Annotated in this window: 16 protein-coding genes; 8 read left to right on the top strand and 8 right to left on the bottom strand. The window is 73.5% G+C overall.

From position 1 onward, the window contains the following. Nucleotides 1–280: 280 nt before the first annotated feature. Together F8568_RS24205 and F8568_RS24200 are read right to left on the bottom strand one after the other, a co-directional pair. Nucleotides 281–1945 (bottom strand): sensor histidine kinase, encoded by a 1665-nt coding sequence (locus F8568_RS24205; protein WP_202125272.1) that lies wholly within the window; start codon nt 1943–1945, stop codon nt 281–283. A gap of 189 nt (nt 1946–2134) precedes the next feature. After that, entirely contained in the window at nt 2135–2284 is a 150-nt protein-coding gene (locus F8568_RS24200; RefSeq protein WP_160573739.1) for a hypothetical protein, read from the bottom strand. Between the two features lie 489 nt (nt 2285–2773). Here F8568_RS24200 and F8568_RS24195 point away from each other — a divergent pair, with 489 nt between their 5' ends. Genes F8568_RS24195 through F8568_RS24185 form a run of 3 tightly spaced genes read left to right on the top strand, consistent with a single transcriptional unit; the run spans nt 2774 to nt 4214 of the window. Continuing rightward, the gene (locus tag F8568_RS24195; RefSeq protein ID WP_151595967.1) at nt 2774–3475 is read left to right on the top strand and encodes a response regulator transcription factor; all 702 of its coding nucleotides are present in this window, start codon (nt 2774–2776) and stop codon (nt 3473–3475) included. 32 nt (nt 3476–3507) lie between these two features. Beyond that, nucleotides 3508–3654 (top strand): cation-transporting P-type ATPase, encoded by a 147-nt coding sequence (locus F8568_RS24190; RefSeq protein WP_160573738.1) that lies wholly within the window; start codon nt 3508–3510, stop codon nt 3652–3654. An 8-nt stretch (nt 3655–3662) separates the two neighbouring features. After that, nucleotides 3663–4214, top strand: coding sequence for an HAD-IC family P-type ATPase (locus tag F8568_RS24185; protein ID WP_202125271.1), 552 nt, complete (start codon nt 3663–3665; stop codon nt 4212–4214). Nucleotides 4215–4394: 180 nt separating this feature from the next. Here F8568_RS24185 and F8568_RS24180 read toward each other — a convergent pair whose 3' ends face one another. Continuing rightward, nucleotides 4395–5273 carry a universal stress protein gene (locus tag F8568_RS24180; protein ID WP_151595966.1) on the bottom strand — a complete coding sequence of 293 codons (879 nt, stop codon included), beginning with the start codon at nt 5271–5273 and terminating at the stop codon, nt 4395–4397. A 196-nt stretch (nt 5274–5469) separates the two neighbouring features. Between F8568_RS24180 and F8568_RS24175 the strand changes: the two genes are divergently transcribed. Both F8568_RS24175 and F8568_RS24170 read left to right on the top strand, forming a co-directional pair. Further along, nucleotides 5470–7887 carry a glycoside hydrolase family 65 protein gene (locus F8568_RS24175; protein ID WP_151595965.1) on the top strand — a complete coding sequence of 806 codons (2418 nt, stop codon included), beginning with the start codon at nt 5470–5472 and terminating at the stop codon, nt 7885–7887. 100 nt (nt 7888–7987) lie between these two features. Then, nucleotides 7988–8323: a hypothetical protein gene (locus tag F8568_RS24170; protein WP_151595964.1), complete on the top strand. Its 336-nt coding sequence runs from the start codon at nt 7988–7990 to the stop codon at nt 8321–8323. A gap of 110 nt (nt 8324–8433) precedes the next feature. Here the strand turns inward: F8568_RS24170 and F8568_RS24165 are convergent, their stop codons facing one another. Next, nucleotides 8434–8847: a hypothetical protein gene (locus tag F8568_RS24165; protein ID WP_151595963.1), complete on the bottom strand. Its 414-nt coding sequence runs from the start codon at nt 8845–8847 to the stop codon at nt 8434–8436. Nucleotides 8848–9116: 269 nt separating this feature from the next. On the opposite strand from F8568_RS24165, the gene F8568_RS24160 reads away from it, so the two are divergent. The 3 genes from F8568_RS24160 to F8568_RS24150 are packed head-to-tail and all read left to right on the top strand — an operon-like array spanning nt 9117 to nt 11136. After that, nucleotides 9117–10325, top strand: a complete 1209-nt coding sequence (locus F8568_RS24160) for a globin domain-containing protein (RefSeq protein WP_151595962.1) — start codon at nt 9117–9119, stop codon at nt 10323–10325. A gap of 22 nt (nt 10326–10347) precedes the next feature. Next, nucleotides 10348–10923, top strand: a complete 576-nt coding sequence (locus tag F8568_RS50560) for a pyridoxamine 5'-phosphate oxidase family protein (protein WP_151595961.1) — start codon at nt 10348–10350, stop codon at nt 10921–10923. Nucleotides 10924–10938: 15 nt separating this feature from the next. Continuing rightward, nucleotides 10939–11136, top strand: coding sequence for a hypothetical protein (locus F8568_RS24150; RefSeq protein WP_407924486.1), 198 nt, complete (start codon nt 10939–10941; stop codon nt 11134–11136). A gap of 232 nt (nt 11137–11368) precedes the next feature. Here the strand turns inward: F8568_RS24150 and F8568_RS24145 are convergent, their stop codons facing one another. The 4 genes from F8568_RS24145 to F8568_RS24130 form a co-directional block, all read right to left on the bottom strand. Next, nucleotides 11369–11848, bottom strand: a complete 480-nt coding sequence (locus tag F8568_RS24145) for a pyridoxamine 5'-phosphate oxidase family protein (RefSeq protein WP_151595960.1) — start codon at nt 11846–11848, stop codon at nt 11369–11371. Nucleotides 11849–11908: 60 nt separating this feature from the next. Next, complete coding sequence (locus F8568_RS24140; protein ID WP_151595959.1) at nt 11909–13078, bottom strand: PucR family transcriptional regulator; 1170 nt, start codon at nt 13076–13078, stop codon at nt 11909–11911. Between the two features lie 168 nt (nt 13079–13246). Continuing rightward, a complete protein-coding gene (locus F8568_RS24135) occupies nt 13247–14014 on the bottom strand; it encodes an SDR family oxidoreductase (RefSeq protein WP_151595958.1) in 768 nt (255 codons plus the stop codon). Nucleotides 14015–14193: 179 nt separating this feature from the next. Next, a complete protein-coding gene (locus F8568_RS24130; RefSeq protein WP_328600997.1) occupies nt 14194–16971 on the bottom strand; it encodes an AAA family ATPase in 2778 nt (925 codons plus the stop codon). Nucleotides 16972–16981: the final 10 nt, after the last annotated feature.

Genomic DNA, 16981 nt, shown 5'->3' with positions numbered 1-16981 from the left:
CCGGAGCCCGCCCGCGGTCGATCGGAGCAAGATCATCCGCTAGCGGACCCGCTAGTAGGCGCCCGCCGCGGCCTCATCCAATTTCGGGCCGGACGGCCCCGCCATGCGAAAGGGCGGGGCTTGCGGCCGACGCGACGGTGGTGAAGGTCGACCCGGCGAGCCGGACCCGCCACGTGACGGTGTCCTGGGCTCCTGCGGCGCCGCTTGGACGAGGCCCGCTACCGGCGCTGGGACGCCGCCTGGGCCTGCTTCGACCGGCATCGCATCGGACCGTGAACCATCAGCCGTCCTTGAGCGGGACGCGCCAGACCAGGATCGTGCCGCCGCCAGGGCGCCGGCGGGTGCTGAAGGAGCCGCCGCACGCCTCGGCGCGTTCGCTCATGTTGCGCAGGCCGCTGCGGCGGCCGCCTTCACCGATGCCGACACCGTCGTCCTCGACCCGCAGGGTCACCTCGTCGCCGACGTCGATGGCGACGACGGCCTGGCCGGCCTGCGCGTGCCGTGCCACGTTCGACAGCGCTTCGCGCACCACCGCGAGCAGTTGCTCGCCGGTGTCGTCGTCGACGGCGGTGTCGAGCAGGCCGTCGAGCCGGACCGAGGGGGAGAACCCCAGCTGCTCGGCGGCGCTGTCGACGAGGGCGCGGACGCGGCTGCGCAAGGACTCCTCGTCGCCCGTCGCCTGCAGCGCGAAGATCGACGAGCGGATCTGGCGGATGGTGTCGTCCAGGTCGTCCACGGCGCGCTGGACCCGGACCGCGACCTCCCGCTTCTGGGTCATCTTGATCGCGGCCATCAGCGTCATCGCGGTGGCGAACAAGCGCTGGATGACGGTGTCGTGCAGGTCCTTGGCGATCCGATCCCGGTCCTCCAGCAGCGTCAGCCGCTCGGCGTCCCGGCGCCGCTCGGCCAGCTCCAGCGCCACCGCCGCCTGGCCGGCGAACGCCTCCAGCAGCCGCTGCGTCCGCTCGGAGAAGGCCGGCTCGCCGGGCGCGTTCACGACCGTCAGCACGCCGCGGGCGGAGGAGCCGACGCCCAGCGGCACCATCAGCAGCGGACCGATCTCCACCTCGACCGGCATGCCGGCCTCGCGTACCGCCTCCGCCCCGTCGGCCAGACGCAGCGAAGCGCCCTCCTCGAACACTTTCCCGGCGATCGAATGCCCTCTGGACAGCCGGATCCCGCGGACCAGGCCCGCGTCGGAGCCGTCGGCGGCCTCCACCAGGAACTCCCCGCCCGCCTCGTCGATCAGCGCCACGGTGGCGAGCCCCGCGTCGGAGACCTGCCGTGCCCGTTCGGCGACCAAGGAGGTGACCTGGTGGGTGTCAGTGCCCGACAGCAGCCTGGTGGACACCTCCGCGGACGCCTCAAGCCACCGTTCGCGGCGCCGGGCCTCCTGGTAGAGGCGAGCGTTCTCGATCGCGACACCGGCCGCCGTCGCCAGGGCCGTGACGACGACCTCGTCCTCCTCCTCGAACGCGCCGCCGCCGGCCTTCTCCGTCAGGTAGAGGTTGCCGAAGACCTCGTCGCGGACCCGGAGCGGAACGCCCAGGAACGTGCGCATCGGCGGATGGTGGGCGGGGAAACCGTACGACTCGGCGTGCTCGGTCAGGTCCGCCAGCCGCAGCGGCCGCGGGTCCTTGATCAGCAGGCCCAGGATGCCGTGCCCGTGCGGCCAGTGGCCGATCGCCGCGATCTCCTCATCGCTGACCCCGGCGGTGACGAACTGCACGAGCCGCTCGCCGCCCTCGTCGATCACGCCGAGCGCACCGTAGCGGGCGTCGACGAGGGTCGTGGCGGCCTCGGTGATGCGCCTCAGCACCGTCTCCAGGTCCAGCTCGCCGCCGATCGAGACCACGGCCTCCAGCAGCGCGTGCACCCGGTCACGGGTCGACCGGGCGGCCTCCAGCCGCGTCTGGAGTTCCGCGAGCAGATCGTCCAGCTGCAACTGAGGGAGGATAAGTCGTGCCTTGTCACCGCCCGACCCAGGCTCATCGGTCACCCTCCCAGTATCGCCGACCGGTAACCTCGGCCATAGGTGGGTCTGGCCATAGGCGAGAGGGCATCGTCACCCGATGGCGCGTCCTTCACACCACGGCGGCCGAGCGGCGCTGCCGCGCCCACCGGGCTCTCCCGGTCACGGCTCTTCGAGCATGACGTCGTCGACCGGACGCCGCACGGTCGCCAGCTCCTCCCCCACCTGCACGCCGATCCGCAGCAGCATCTGCGGGTAGGCGCCGTCGCAGAAACGTGTGCGGATGAAGGCCCGCAGCTCGGGGACCTCCAACGCCTGCGTCCGGCAGCAGCCGCACCACCGGCTCGTAACCGCGCCTGCGCAGCGACAGCCGCAGGTTGTACAGGGCCGCGCCACAGCTGATCAGCATCTCCCGGCCCTGCGGATCGGCGACGTCCAGCCGGCGATCAGGGTCGGCGCGCACGCTGATCCGCGACCCGCGCAGCCCGAACAGCCACGGCTGGGTGTTGTGCACCGACGGTGCCCGAATCGCGTCCTGCACGGCGCCGCGAACCAGGTCGCTGCCGATCGGGGCGCTGCCACCACCATGCATGGGTCACTCCTTCCCCTCTGCCTCCAGCCCACTACCCGGCCCTGACCAGGACAAGGGCCGAAGGTCCATGCATGGCCGCCCCGCGCCGCCCGGCGAAAGGACCGGTGGGACTTTCGTCCCCGCGACCGCGGGACCTCCGGTTCCTGTGAGGCGGCCCTTCGCCGGGGTAGCGTCCAGGGCATCACCACTGACCCGAGGAAACGATCACCATGACCGGGACCGGCGACCAGAACGCTCCGCAGGCCACCACGACCATCCGGGTGTTCCTGATGGACGACCACGAGGTCGTCCGCCGCGGCGTCGCGGCGCTGCTGTCCGCCGAGGACGACATCGAGATCGTCGGCGAGGCCGGCACCGCCGAGCACGCCCTGGCCCGGATCCCCGCCGCCCGGCCCGACGTCGCCGTCCTGGACGTCCGGCTCCCCGACGGCGACGGCGCCGAGGTGTGCCGCGAGATCCGCTCGCGGATGCCGGAGCTGGCGTGCCTGATGCTGACCTCCTTCGACGACGAGGACGCCCTCTTCCAGGCCGTCATGGCGGGCGCCGCCGGCTACGTCCTCAAGCAGATCCACGGCTCGGACCTGGTCGGCGCCGTCCGGACCGTCGCCTCCGGCCAATCCCTCCTCGACCCGCGCAGCACCGCCCGGATGCTCCAGCGCATCCGCGCCCGCCAGGAGAAGAAGGATCCGCTCAAGGGCCTCACCGAGCAGGAACGGCACATCCTGGAGCTCATCGGCGAAGGGCTCACCAACCGGCAGATCGGCGAACGCCTGTTCCTCGCCGAAAAGACCGTGAAGAACTACATCTCCAGCATCTTCACCAAACTCGGCATGAGCCGCCGCACCCAGGCCGCCGCCCTCGCCGCACAACTCAAAGCCGACACCGAGAAAGAGCACGGTCGCCACGGGTGACCGGCTCGCCCGCCGTCGATGATGGGGCTCGGATGACGCCCGTCCCGGCGCCTTACCGCACTCCGGCCGGCGAGGTGGCGACCGCGCTCGGCACGGACGCCGAGCGCGGTCTCGCCGGTCCCGAAGCGGCGGTCAGGCTCAAACGGGACGGCCCGCGGCGCGCGGCCGCGGGCCGGTGATCCGGTTCTTGCTGCAGTTCCACAGCCCGCTGATCTACGTGCTGCCGGCGTCGGCGGCGGTGAGCGCGCTGCTGGGCGAGCACGCCGACGCGCTGGTCATCCTGGGCGTGGTGGTGGTGAACGCCGTCGTCGGGTTCGTCCAGGAGTCCCGCGCGGAGAAGGCGCTCACCGCGCTGGCCGCGCTGACGCGGACCACGGCCTCCGTCGTCCGGGACGGCAGGTCCCTGACCGTTCCGGCGGCCGATCTGGCCCGCGGCGACCTCGTCGAGCTGGCGGCCGGCGACAAGGTCCCCGCGGACCTGCGCCTGCTGCGCACCGACGAGTTGCCGGTGGACGAGTCGGCGCTCACCGGCGAGTCCGTCCCGGTGGGCAAGGACCCGGCGGCTCTGGGCGAGGCGCCGCTGGCGGACCGCCGCAACATGGCCTTCTCCGGGACGCTGGTCACCAACGGACAGGGCTCCGGAATCGTCGTCGCCACCGGTGCCGGCACCGAGATCGGCGATGTGCACCGCCTGATGCGGACGACCAGCACGGTCGGCCCGCTTCAGCAAGATCGTTAACGTCGCGATCCTGCTGCTGGCGGCGCTGGCCTTCGAAATCGGCGTCCGGTACGGCCGCCCGCCCGCCGAGATGCTCACCGCCGCGGTGGCGCTGGCGGTCGGCGCGATCCCCGAGCGGCTCCAGCGCGGCTGACGTCCCCCGCGGCCGGGTCCCGGCCGCGCCGTCCGGGGCCGGTGCGGTCAGTGGGCCGACGGCACGATGGCGACCGTGCAGGGGGCGTGCTGGAGCATCGCCGAGCTGGTCGCTCCGAGGAGCAGCGGGTCGAGGCCGCCGGCGCCGCGGTCCCCGACCACCAGCAGATCGGCGCGGTCCGCCGCCTCCAGGAGGGCTTGGCGCGGGCGATCGAGGGCGACCGAGGCCTGGAGATCGGCCTTGGGGTAGCGGTCGCGCCATGGGGCGACGGTCCGCTCCAGCGTGTCGGCACGGACCTGGGCGAGCCGTTCCTTGTCGGTGAACAGGGGCAGCTCCGCTTCGTCGACGGCTCCCGGCTCCCAGACCCCGAACACGACTTGCAGGCTCCACTCGCGCAGCACCGCCTCCTCCATGGCGAAGCCCAGCGCGGCGTCGCCGCCCGCGGACCCGTCCACGCCGACGACGACGCTGCCGCGGGTGCGCCCGTCGCCATGGCCGTACCGGCGGGCGGCCAGCACGGGCCGGCGCGCCCGGGCCGGCAGTTGCACGGCGGTCGATCCGACCGGCAGGTGGTGGCGCTCGTGGGAGCCGATCACGATCAGTTCGGCGTCGTCGGATTCGCCCACCAGGGCGTCGGAGACGGGTTCGGGCCTCAGCCGCTTGCCGACCGTCCCGGGCATCCCGAGCTTGCGGGCCCGCGCCTCCCCGTGCTCGAGGAGCTTCTCGCCCGCCCGCTTGATGATCGTTTCGACGTGGTCGTCCACATGGTCCGCGGAGTACGGCCAGTGCCAGCAGTGGCACATCACCAGGTCCAGCCCGCGCAGGCGGGCCTCGTCGACCGCCCACCGCAGCGCGGGATCGTTGTCCTCGCTGGCGTCGTAGCCGAGCAGCACATGGGGCCGTTGAGCCCTGTCCAGTTCGCCCATCCTCAACACTTCTCCCCAGTCAGGCGGCAGTACTCCTCGACTACTCAGTCTGGGTTCGCATCGCCTCGTCCGAACGGGCCGAAGGTCCCTGGACCGCCGGCCCTTCCGGCACTGAGCGCTCGGGGCCGCCGGTGAGATGGTCCGGAAAGGGGGCACCCTCACCGGACGGCTGCACACTGACGGGCAAGGGGAGGCCATGAACCGGTGGATCCTCGCCTATGACGGCTATGACCCGGCCGCGGAGCGGCTGCGTGAAGCGCTGTGCACGCTGGGCAACGGGTATTTCGCCACGCGCGGTGCCACGCCGGAGTCGTCGGCCGGCGGCCCAAATTACCCCGGGACCTACGTCGCCGGATGCTACGACCGGTTGACCGCACGGATCGGCGGGCAGGTCGCCGACAACGCCGATCTCGTGAACGTCCCGAACTGGCTGCCGCTGACGTTCCGCGCCGCCGGAGGCGACTGGTTCGACCTCGACCGCGCGTCCGAGGAGGGACGGCTCCTGACGTACGGGCAGGAACTGGACCTGCGCCGCGGCGTCCTCACCCGGCTCCTGCGCTGCCGTGACGCGGCGGGCCGGACGTTCCGCCTCGCCCAGCGCCGGATCGTGTCCATGGACGACCCGCACCTGGCCGCCCTGCAGACCACCATCGTGCCGGAGGACTGGACCGGCGTCCTGGAGGTCCGGTCGGCGCTGGACGGCCGGGTCGCCAACACCGGCGTGGACCGCTACCGGAACCTGCCGGCCGAGCACCTGTCCCGCGAGAAGCCGGACGAACCCGACGACCCCGAGCTGTCGTGCGTGAGGACGACCACGGTCTCATCGGGGATCGGCATCGCCGTGGCGGCACGCACCCGCTCGTCCGAGCCCGCCGAACGGTCGCGGCACGCCGAGCCGGGATGGGCCGCGCAGGATCTGCGCATCGAGGTCCGCGAGGGCGCGGCGGTCACGATCGAGAAGGTGGCGGCCGTCTTCACCTCCCGCGACCGGGCGATCGAGGAGCACGGCCGGGCGGCGCTCGCCGCCGCCCGGCGCGCGGACGGTTTCAAAGGCCTGCTGGAGCGGCATGAACTCGCCTGGGCGCACCTGTGGCGGCGCGCTCAGTTCGAACTCGACCACGACGACGTGCAGCGCGTCCTCAACCTGCACGTCTTCCACGTGCTGCAGACCGTGTCGCCGCACAGCGTGGAACTGGACGCCGGCGTGCCCGCCCGCGGGCTGCACGGCGAGGGCTACCGCGGCCACGTCTTCTGGGACGAGCTGTTCATCCTGCCCTTCCTGACCATGCGGTTCCCCGAGATCGCCAAGGCCCTGCTGATGTACCGGCACAGGCGCCTGCCCGCTGCGCGGCGCGCGGCCGCCGTGGCGGGCCGCCGCGGCGCCATGTACCCGTGGCAGGGCGCGGCCGACGGCCGCGAAGAGACCCAGCGCGTGCACCTCAACCCCCGCTCGGGCCGCTGGCTGCCCGACCACTCCCATCTGCAGCGGCACGTCGGGCTGACGATCGCGCACAATGTCTGGCGGTTCTACGAGGCGACCGGCGACCTGGAGTTCCTCGCCGAGTACGGCGCCGAGGTCATCTGGGAGATCGCCCGGTACTTCGCCGATCTGGCCGGCTACGACCGCTCCACCGACCGGTACCGGATCCGCGGCGTGATGGGCCCCGACGAGTACCACGACGCCTACCCCGGCCGGGACGAAGCGGGCCTCGACGACAACGCCTACACCAACATCCTCACCGCCTGGGTCCTGCACCGGGCACTGGACGCGCTCGCGCTCCTCCCCGAGGACCGGCGCACCGAGCTGCGCGAGCGGCTCGGACTGACCCGCGAGGAGATCACCCGGTTCGAGGACGTCCGCCGGCGGCTGTACGTCCCGTTCCACGACGGCGTGATCAGCCAGTTCGAAGGCTACGGCGACCTCGAAGAGCTCGACTGGCCCGGCTACCGCGAGCGCTACGGCGACATCCGCAGGCTCGACCGGATCCTGGAGGCCGAGGGCGACTCGACCAACCGCTACAAGGCCTCCAAGCAGGCCGACGTGCTGATGCTCCTCTACGTCCTGACGCCGCGGGAACTCGACGAGATCCTGCAAGACCTCGGCTATGAGCACGGGCCCGACCTGATCGCGCGGACGACCGCCTACTACCTGCCGCGGACCTGCCACGGCTCGACCCTCAGCTCCCTGGTCCACGCGTGGATACTGGCCAGCACCGACGGGGAGGAAGCCTGGCGCGTCTTCCGGGAGGCCCTCGGCAGCGACCTGGAGGACGCCCAGCACGGGACCACCGCCGAAGGCGTCCACCTCGGCGCCATGGCCGGCACCGTCGACCTCGTCCAGCGCTGCTACGCCGGAATGACCACCCAGGGCGGCACCCTCCACCTGAACCCGCGCCTGCCCGCAGCGATCGGCGAGCTGCGCCTGGGACTGCGGTACCGCGGCCACTGGGGAATCGACCTCACCTGCCGACAGGACCGGCTCAGAGTGACGCTCCGTCCCGGCGCCGCGCTGCCCGTCCGGATCGCCTTCAGCGACCAAGACGTCTTCATCCGCCCCGGGGACTCCTGGGAGACCCCGCTCCACCACGGCAGGACGCCCACCACCGGAGATTGAACGCCAGGTCGTTCGTCCCGCCGGCACAGGACGTCCGCACCTGCAGGCACTCACCCGTCCGCGGTTACGTTCGGCGCAGAGGCGATCCCAGGAGGCGGCCATGTCCAGCGTTCACCCACGTCAAGTCCTGGACGAACTGCAGCGACTCCGGCGCCGGCTCGGCTTCGACCGCAACGACCTGCGACGCGCGGCGGACCGGCGGCAATGGGCCGCCGGACCGGCGGCGGCGGTGTCGTTCGCAACGATCGCCCCGCCGCCATGCGCGGGCATCGTCTCGGCGACCTACCAGTCCGGCGTGAGGACCGAGGCGGCGCAGACCGCCTCGCACCTGGCGGTCGGCGGAGCCGCCGCGTCCGGCGTCCAGGTGGTCCGGATCGGGCAGAGCGGCGCCGACGCGGTGTGGCACGGGGTGGCCGCTCGTCCGGGCGCTCGCTGAATGAGCGGTGCAGGAGCCGTGGCCGCCCGAGGCGACGGCCGCGGCTCCCGTGACCCAGGATCCGGCCGTCGGTACAGGCCCGGCAGCGCCCAACGTCCGGAGGAAAAGCCTTACGTCCTGCCGGCGATGGAGCTCGGGTTGCGGATCTGCAATCCGAGTTGGACCTTCCACATCGCCTCGGCCAGAGCGTGGAACTGGTACAGCAGGCGGCGCATGACGGGGAGGTCACCGGCGTCCGCGGTCGCGGCGGCGTGCTCGGCGACGATCCTCAGGCGGTTGACGCGGCAGCCCAGGAAGTGCGCGAAGGCTTCGCGCCGCACGCTTCCGGAGAGCGCGTCGAGCAGAACCGCCTCGGCTGCGTCCAACTCGGCCAGCACCTCGGCGGTGGCGGCCCGGACGTCCCTCCCGGTGCCCCTGCCGTTGCTCGCCAGCAGCTTCAGCCTGCCTAACGCGGGCCGGCAGCGGCGATGACGTTCTCGCAGGACGTCCTCAAGGGTGTCCGCATCCGTGGCGGTGGCGCTCATGTTCTTCTCCGTCCGTGGCGATGTGCCGGTCATCCCCGGCGATAACCCGTGAGGGGCGGCGTCGCGCACTTCCACGGTCCGCGCCAGCGGCGGGCCTCGGTAGGGAGGGAGGTCCCGGTCGCCGGGACGAAGGTCCCGTGCGTCACCCAGGGTCATCCGGACCAAAGGCCCCACGGCCGGGGGACCAAGGTCCCTGGGGCGGTTGTGATCAGCGGGGCCATCGTGGAGGAGCCCCCGATCGACACCAGCCAACGAAGGAACGCAGCACAGTGCTCTCCCCCGAACACGCCGGCTTCGTCCAGTCGACCCTGCCCGCCGTCGCGGCGCACGGCGCCGAGATCACCGGCCGGTTCTACCCGTCGATGTTCGCCGCGCATCCCGAACTGCGGAACCTGTTCAACCAGGGCAACCAGGCCAACGGCGAGCAGCGCCAGGCCCTGGCGGGCTCGGTCGTCGCCTTCGCCCGGCAGCTGTGCGGGCTGGAGACCGCCGCGGCGCCGCAACGGCTGCTGTCGCGGATCGCGCACAAGCACGCGTCCCTCGGTGTGCGGCCCGAGCAGTACACGATCGTCGGCCGCCACCTCCTGGACGCCGTCGCCGAGGTGCTCGGCGACGCGGTCACGCCCGAGGTGCGCGCCGCCTGGTCGGAGGTCTACTGGCTGTTCGCGACGCTCCTGGTCGCCGAGGAGGCCCGGCTGTACCAGGAGGCCGGCTGCGGTCCCGCGGCGGAGTACCGGCCCTGGCGGGTGGCCGAGCGCCGCGACGAGGCCGAGGACGTCGTGTCGTTCGTCCTGCGGCCCGCGGACGGCGGGCAGGTCGTCTGCCACCGGCCGGGCCAGTACGTGTCGGTGGCGGTCGACCTGCCCGGCGGGCTGCGGCAGCCGCGCCAGTACACCCTGTCGCGCGCGGCGGACGGCGTCTCGATGCAGATCACCGTCCGGCGCGTACGCGGCGGCGGCGGAACCCCCGACGGCGCGGTGTCGACCCACCTGCACCGGAACCTGAAGGTCGGGGACGACCTGCTGGTCGGGACGCCTTTCGGCGACGTCGTCCTGGACGACGGCCCCGACCCTCTGGTCCTGGTCAGCGGCGGAATCGGGATCACCCCCATCGCCGCGATGCTGGACCATCTCGCCGCGACGCACCCTGGCCGCCGGGTCATCGCCCTGCACGCCGACCGCTCCCCCGCCACGCACGCGTTGCGCGTTCAGACGTCCCGGGCGGCGCACCGGATGACCGAGCTGGACGCCTTCACCTGGTACGAGCAGCCCGACGGCCCGAGCGGCGATGAGGTCATGGCCGGACGCATCGACTTCGGCGCCCTGCCGGTGCGCATTCCCGCCAAGGCGCGCGCCTACCTGTGCGGTCCCATCCCGTTCATGCGCGACGTCCGCCACGGCCTCCTGAAGGCCGGCGTGAGCGACGAGCGCATCCACTACGAGGTCTTCGGACCCGACCTGTGGCAGCAGCACGACTGACGAGGCGAGACGAGACCGGACAATGATCGCCGATGAGTCCCGGGGGCTCCGCCCGCTCGACCGCACCGCCTGCCTGTGGCGGCTGACGCACGCGGTCATCGGCCGCGTGGCGTGGGCGGGCTGCGCCGGACGCGCCGTGCTCGTCCCGGTGAACTTCGTCGTCGACGGCCCCGGGGTCACGTTCCTCACCGCGGCCGGCGGCCACCTGTCCGAGGCGGTCCGCGCCCGCAACCGGCTGACCCGCCCGCCGACGGTGCGGACCGGCACACCCCGGCGGAGCGTGCCCGGCGCGCCGTCGACGCCGTCGAACCGGGCCAGCTCGACCTCGACCGCCTCGCCGCCCGCGACCGACAGCAGCGGGTCGGCGCCGCCGAGGTCCAGGTTCCACCTGCCCACGCCGGCCTCGCCGTACCGGAATCCCAGCGAGCCGTTCGGGACCAGCGGATGCCCGGTGGCGGCGTCCAGAATCACCGTCTTGAACGCGGCGTGCTCGGATACGGCCTCCGCGCCCGGCAGGTCGGCCGCGGTGAGGAACTTGCCCGGGACGTGGCGGCCGTCCCGTTCCTCCCGCCGCACCAGGAACGGCAGATCGCTGTAGCGCTTGACGTAGCCGGTGAAGTACGGGACAGGCGCGGTGGCGTTCGGCGGGTACGTGGCGTTCTCGGTCTATTTGCCCACCTACCTCAAGACCGAGTACGGGCTGACGCAGGTGGACGCGGCGAACCGGATGGCGGGCTTCGTGCTGCTGGCGGTGGTGCTGCGCCCGGTCGGCGGGCCGTGGTCGCGGGGGCCGCCGCGCTCTTCACCGTGACCGTCGTGCGGCGGACGACCATCTCTGAGCAATCTGGCGAACCAGACATCGCGTGGCCGGACAGTCCCCGTACGCGAGCCGCCCATTGCGTCCACCCACCTCGATCGCTCGGTGCCGTGCACCGCGGTGCCTCACCGTCAGCCCGCGAACCGTGATCGATTCGCGTCGAGACCACACTGCTGGATCGAGCCGACCGTAAATAGGGACGTTGGTCCCGTGCATGGACGCCGGGTCATCCGACGGCGCTGTCCCCTCCGTACCGAAGACCCGGATCCAAGGCTGCGTCCCCCAGGGCGACATCAAGCCCATCGGGTATACGACGCCCGGAGAGCATCTCAGGACGGACCCTGACGAACAGGTCCCGTTGCCCCGGCGCCCAGGCCCGCAGTTCGATCTTCTCCAGCACGGCGGCCTCGCCGGGCGAGGAGACCCGGCGCGCCGGCCCGACCACCACGACGGACCAGCCCGTCCGTGCGTCGACGTCGAACTCGTCGATCTCGAAGGCGACGATGACCCCGGTCGCAGCTGTGGCCAGGCGCGAGGTGCGCGACGTCCGGAACACGATGTCCTCGCCGTACAGGACGTAATTGACCGGCTGGATCGCCGGCAGGGCATTGTGGGTGAACACGATCCGGCCGACCTCGGCATGCCGAAGCAGATCCCGGCATTCGTCGGGGCCGAGGATCTCCAGACCACTGCGATCGAGCTGCATGGTTCCAACCTGCCGAAGCGAGCGTAAGCCCTGTTAGGGCCCAAGGTCCCCACTCGAAGATCATTCGCCGGCGGACGGCTGGGCGGTTCCGCGCGGGCTCGTGGTGGGGCGGGGCAGCAGCCGGTCGGCGCGGATGGCGAGTTCCATCTCGAACCGCCATGCCGGGTCGCGGAGCTGGTCGCCGAACAGCTCGTCGAGGCGGCGCATGCGGTAGCGGACGGTCTGGGGATGCAGGTGGAGCCGGGCGGCGGCCTGGGCCTGCGAGCCCGTGCTCAGCCAGGCCAGCAGGGTCTCGAGCAGCCGCCGGCGTGGTTCGGGCTCGAGCCGCTCCAAGGCGGCCATGCGGCGTTCGATCAGCCGGCGGGTCAGGTGCTCGTCGCTGAGCAGGAGCAGGGTGGAGAGGTGGTCGTCGCAGCGGACGTGGCCGGCGCCGGGGAAGGCCCCCTGGCGGAGAAGGGACAGGGCGTGTTCGGCGGTGCGCAGCGACTGCGCCGCCTCGGCCAACCCGACCCGGGTGCCGACGGCGAACCGCGTCCCTTCGAGGGCGCGGCGCAGCCGGTCGATCCGGCCCGGGCGGTCCGGTTCGAGGACGACGCAGGCGATCGATCGCGGGACGCTCCATCGCGCCGCGCTCGCCGCCCGTGCCAGGACGCTCGGGGCGAGGGTCCCGGGCTCGGCGAGGATGGCCTGCAGGAGGCGCCGCCGGTTCCCGCGCAGCGCCGCGGTGCCGCCTTCGGACAGCTCCGTGTGGGCGTCGAGCGCATAGCCGCAGAGCTCTTCGGCGGAGGCGAAGACCGCCTCGGTCAGCCGGTAGAGCTGGTCGGCGGACGCGCCGGACCGCCGGACGGCCGCGCTGAGCCGGCGCCGGGCGAACCGTGCGCCGGCCTGGTAGGCGCTCTGCAGGAGGACGGGGCCGACGCCGTGGAGGTAGGCGCTCCGTCCCAGGGCGCGGTGCATCCTCGCCCGGTCTTCGGGGGACGCCGTAGGGTCCGCGATGTTCCTGACGAACGCCCGCAGTCTCGGGTCGATGGCGCACGGGGCGTCGTGCTCGCAGGAGTGCGGCGAAGCCCGGGCGAGTTCGGGCATCGCCTGCCAGACGTCCTCCAGAACCCGCTCCGGCAGATCCGGCAGCCGGGACCGCAGGTACAGCGCGAGCGACCGGTCTCCGGGGCCGTCGGCGACCCCGAAGAAGGGTAAGGCTCCCGGCTCCGCGTGCAAGGCCTGGTTCATGTGCCGTGCTCCTTGTCGGCTGCGATGGACGGCCCTAGCGCCCCGATGACGGCCGACACCGTCCGCACCAGCCGGTCGGCGAACCCTTCCACGTCGGGGGGATCCTCGCCCTCCACGACCCAGGTGTTGATCAGGGTCGCCCAGCCGCCGGTCAGGAAGGCGGCGCGGTCACCAGGGCTGCTCGCCGGCGCGGACCAGCATCCGCGCGACGGCGACCCGCCGCTCCCGCGTGACGATGTAGCCGATGGCGTCCGCGACGTCCTCGGGCCGCAGCGCCTCGGTGCCGGCGGCGCTCCGGCGGGAGGCGTCCCGGACGGTCTCGCTCAGGTGGTCCACCAGCTCGGTCTCGACGGCGCCGGGCTCCACCAGCCCGACCCGGACCCGTTCACCGAGCAGCTCCCGGCGGAGCGACTCGGTGAACGCGCTCAGGCCCGTCTTGGTCAGGCCGTAGACGCTGCTGCCCGGCCGGGCGGCCCGCCCGGCCGCCGCGCCGATGTTCACCAGGTCCGCCACCTGCCGCGGCGACGTCGACGCCGCGTAGATCAGGTGCGGGACGGCGGCGTGCGTGACGTGCAGCAGCGCCGCCACGTTGAGCGAGACCATCCGGTCCCACTCCTCGACGGACGTGTGCAGCGCCGAGCCGAGCAGCATGATCCCGGCGTTGTTGACCAGGACGTCCAGGCGCCCGAGCCGGTCGAGCGTCTGCTGCACCGCGTCCTCGGCGCGCTCCGGCTCGGTGATGTCGGCCCGCACCGCGACGGCGTGCCCGCCCGCGGCCGCGATGTCGCCCGCGACCCGGTCCAGGCGGTGCCCGCGGCGGGCGACCAGGGCGACCGCCGCGCCCTCCCGGGCCAGGCGGCGCGCGGTCGCGGCGCCTATCCCGCTGCTGGCGCCCGTGACGAGCGCGACGGCTCCGTCCAGCGGCCGATCGGCCATGCTGCCTCATTCCGTTCCGCGATCAGGGGAGGCGCGGTGGCCGAGGAGGCCAGGCGTTCCCGGGCTGCGTCCGGCGGGGCCGCCGGCACGGCCAGCCTCGCGGAGGCGGCCACCGGGGGGACCAGTGTGTCTCCCTGGTGTACCGGGACCAGGGTCCGCCGGGGCCGGGGAACGGCCGGTCAGCCCGGATCCGGGCCCGACGAGGCGCTCGGCAGGGCGCCGGCCAACTGCCTGCGGGAGCTGATCCCGAGCTTGGCGAAGACCTTGCGCAGGTGCCACTCGACGGTGCGCGGGCTGATGAACAGCCGGGTGCCGATCTCCGGATTGGTCAGCCCCTCCCGCACCAGCAGCGCGATCTGCCGCTCCTGCGGCGTCAGCTCCTCGCCCGCCGGGACGTCGGCCGTGCGCCTGCGGACGCTCTCGCCCGCGGCGATCAGCTCGCGGTGCGCCCGCTCCGCGAACGCCTCCATCCCGATCGACGCGAACATGTCGTAGGCGGTCCGGAGCCGGTCCCTCGCCTCGCCCTGCCGGCGGTTCCGGCGCAGCCACTCGCCGTACAGCAGGTGGGCGCGCGCGAGCTCGGGGCGCAGCTCCGTGCGGCCCAGCCGCTCGATCGCCTCGCGGTGCAGGTCCTCGGCGCCGGTGCCGTCGTCCAGCAGGGCCCGGGAGCGGGCGAGCACGCCGAGCGCCCAGTCGGTGCCGGACGGCTCCGCCGCGTCCGCCAGGTCGTCGAGCGCCGCCCGCGCGAGGCCGTCCTCGCCGGCCCGCACGGCCGCCTCGACCAGTTCGGGCAGCGCCCAGGCCGGCACCCACAGCTCGGCCGTGCGGGTGCAGACCCGGGCCGCCTCGAGCGCCTGCCGGTAGCGGCCGAGACCGTTGTAGAGGACCGCGGCCGCCCACTGGGCGGCGGTGACGCCCATCAGCTGGCCGCCGGCGACGGCCTCCTCGATCGCGGCGGCGATGTGCGCCTCGGTTTCGGTCTCCCGGCCGCGCAATGCGTTCAACCGGAGCTCGACGTGCGGCGCGATGGGCACCCCGGTCGCCGCCGAGACGTCCTCGATCTCCGCGACGATCGCCGCGGCGGCGGTGAAGTCCCCGGTCCAGGAGACGGCGATGCCGAGCGGGGTCAGGCAGAGCGGGAGCTCGGTCAGGGCGCCGGCCGCCCGCGCCCCCTCGACGACCCTGCCGGCGAGGACGCGTATCGCCCGGTCGTCCCAGACGGCGGCGCCGACGCCGTTGGCCACCCAGCTCCACGTCAGGACCTCGCGCACCGGCAGGTCCGCGAGGGCGTCCAGTGCCCGCCGCAGCACCGGGACGGCGGCGGCCCGGCCGCCGGTGACGAGCAGCGCGTAGCCCTCGAGCACGAGGTCGACAGCGCGCGGGGTCCCCGCGGGCGCCGGAAGCGCCCGCGCCGCCTCCGAGATCTCCGCGAGGCGGCCGGAATGGGCGGCGAACAGCGCCGCGGTGCCCCACGCGATCAGGTAGGTCTCGCGCGCGAGTTCCAGGTCGAACGGCTCGAGCCGGCGCGCGGCGGACAGCAGCAGCGGCGGCGCCTCGTGGTTGAGGCCGGCCGCGAAGGTGATCCTGCTCCGGACGAGGTGCGCCCGGACGCCCTGGAACTCGTCCCGGGCGTTGCGGTCGGCGATGTCGGCGAACCGGCGCGCGGTGTCGAGGTCGCCGGCCCGGAGGGTCGCCTCGGCGGCGGCGACCGCGCGCTCGGCGCGCCGCCACGGGTCGATGGTCAGCGCGACGGATCGCTGCAGGAACGCCGCGGCGGCGGCCAGCCCGCCGCGCGCCTGCGCCCGGCCGGCGGACCGCTCCAGCTCGGCCGCGACGGACTCGTCCGGCGCGGCGGCGGCGGACGCCAGGTGCCAGGCCCGGCGGTCCGGGTCGGCCTCCGGGTCGGTGACCTCCGCGAGCGCCAGGTGCACCGCCCGGAGGTCCCGCTTCGACGCCGACCGGTACACGGCCGACCGCACGAGCGGATGCCGGAACGTCACGCGCGCGTCCAGCGACAGCCATTCCCATGTGCCGTCGGCGAGCGCGTCCGCCGGCGGCACGCCGAGCCGGGCGGCGGCGCCCCACACCAGGCCGGGGTCGCCGACGGGCTCGGCGGCGGCGACCAGCAGCAGCAGCCGGGCCTCCTCGGGCAGGCCGCGGATGCGGGCCAGGAAGCTCTGCTCGATCCGGCCCGGCAACGCGTCCGAGCGCAGGAGGCCGAACCCGCCCGCCATCTCGGTCACGCTGAGCCCGCGCGGCAGTTCGAGCAGGGCCAGCGGGTTGCCCCTGGTCTCGGTGACGATCCGGGCGCGGACGTGCTGGTCGAGCCGGCCGTAGGTGACCGAGTCCAGCAGGGCGTGGGCGTCGGCGTCGCGCAGGCCCGCGATCTCCATCCCGGGAAGCCCCAGCAGGTCTTCGGGGCGCTCTCGCGTGCCGAACAGCAGGACGACCGACTCCGCCAGCAGCCGCCGGGCGACGAAGCCGAGGACCTGCAGCGACGCCCGGTCCACCCAGTGGGCGTCATCGACCGCGCACAGCAGCGGCCGCTCCTCCGACGCGTCCGACAGGAGGCTGAGCACGGCGAGCGCGACCAGGAACCGCTCGGGCGGCGCCTCCGCCCGGATCCCGAACACCGTCTCGAGCGCGGCGCGCTGCGGCGCGGGAAGGTTCGGCAGCCGGTCCAGCAGCGGCGCGCACAGCTGGTGCAGCGTGGCGAACGGCAGCTCCATCTCCGACTCGACGCCGACCGCCCGGAGCACGTGCATGCCCGTCGCCGCGCTCTCCGCGTACCCGAGCAGCGCCGACTTCCCGACTCCCGGCGCACCGTACAGGACGAGCACGCGGCTCTCGCCCGTGCCGACCGCCGCGAGCATCCGGTCGAGGGCGGCGCGTTCCGGCCCCCGCCCGAGCAGCTCGGCGCTTCCCCCGCCGCCCGCGCCCCGCCTCCGCCGTTCCACCGCCACCGCC

It is taken from the genome of Actinomadura physcomitrii, from assembly GCF_008923205.2.
GTDB lineage: Bacteria > Actinomycetota > Actinomycetes > Streptosporangiales > Streptosporangiaceae > Spirillospora > Spirillospora physcomitrii.
The sequence above is the reverse complement of the archived record's forward strand: the minus strand, read 5'-3'. Positions and strand labels throughout refer to the sequence as shown.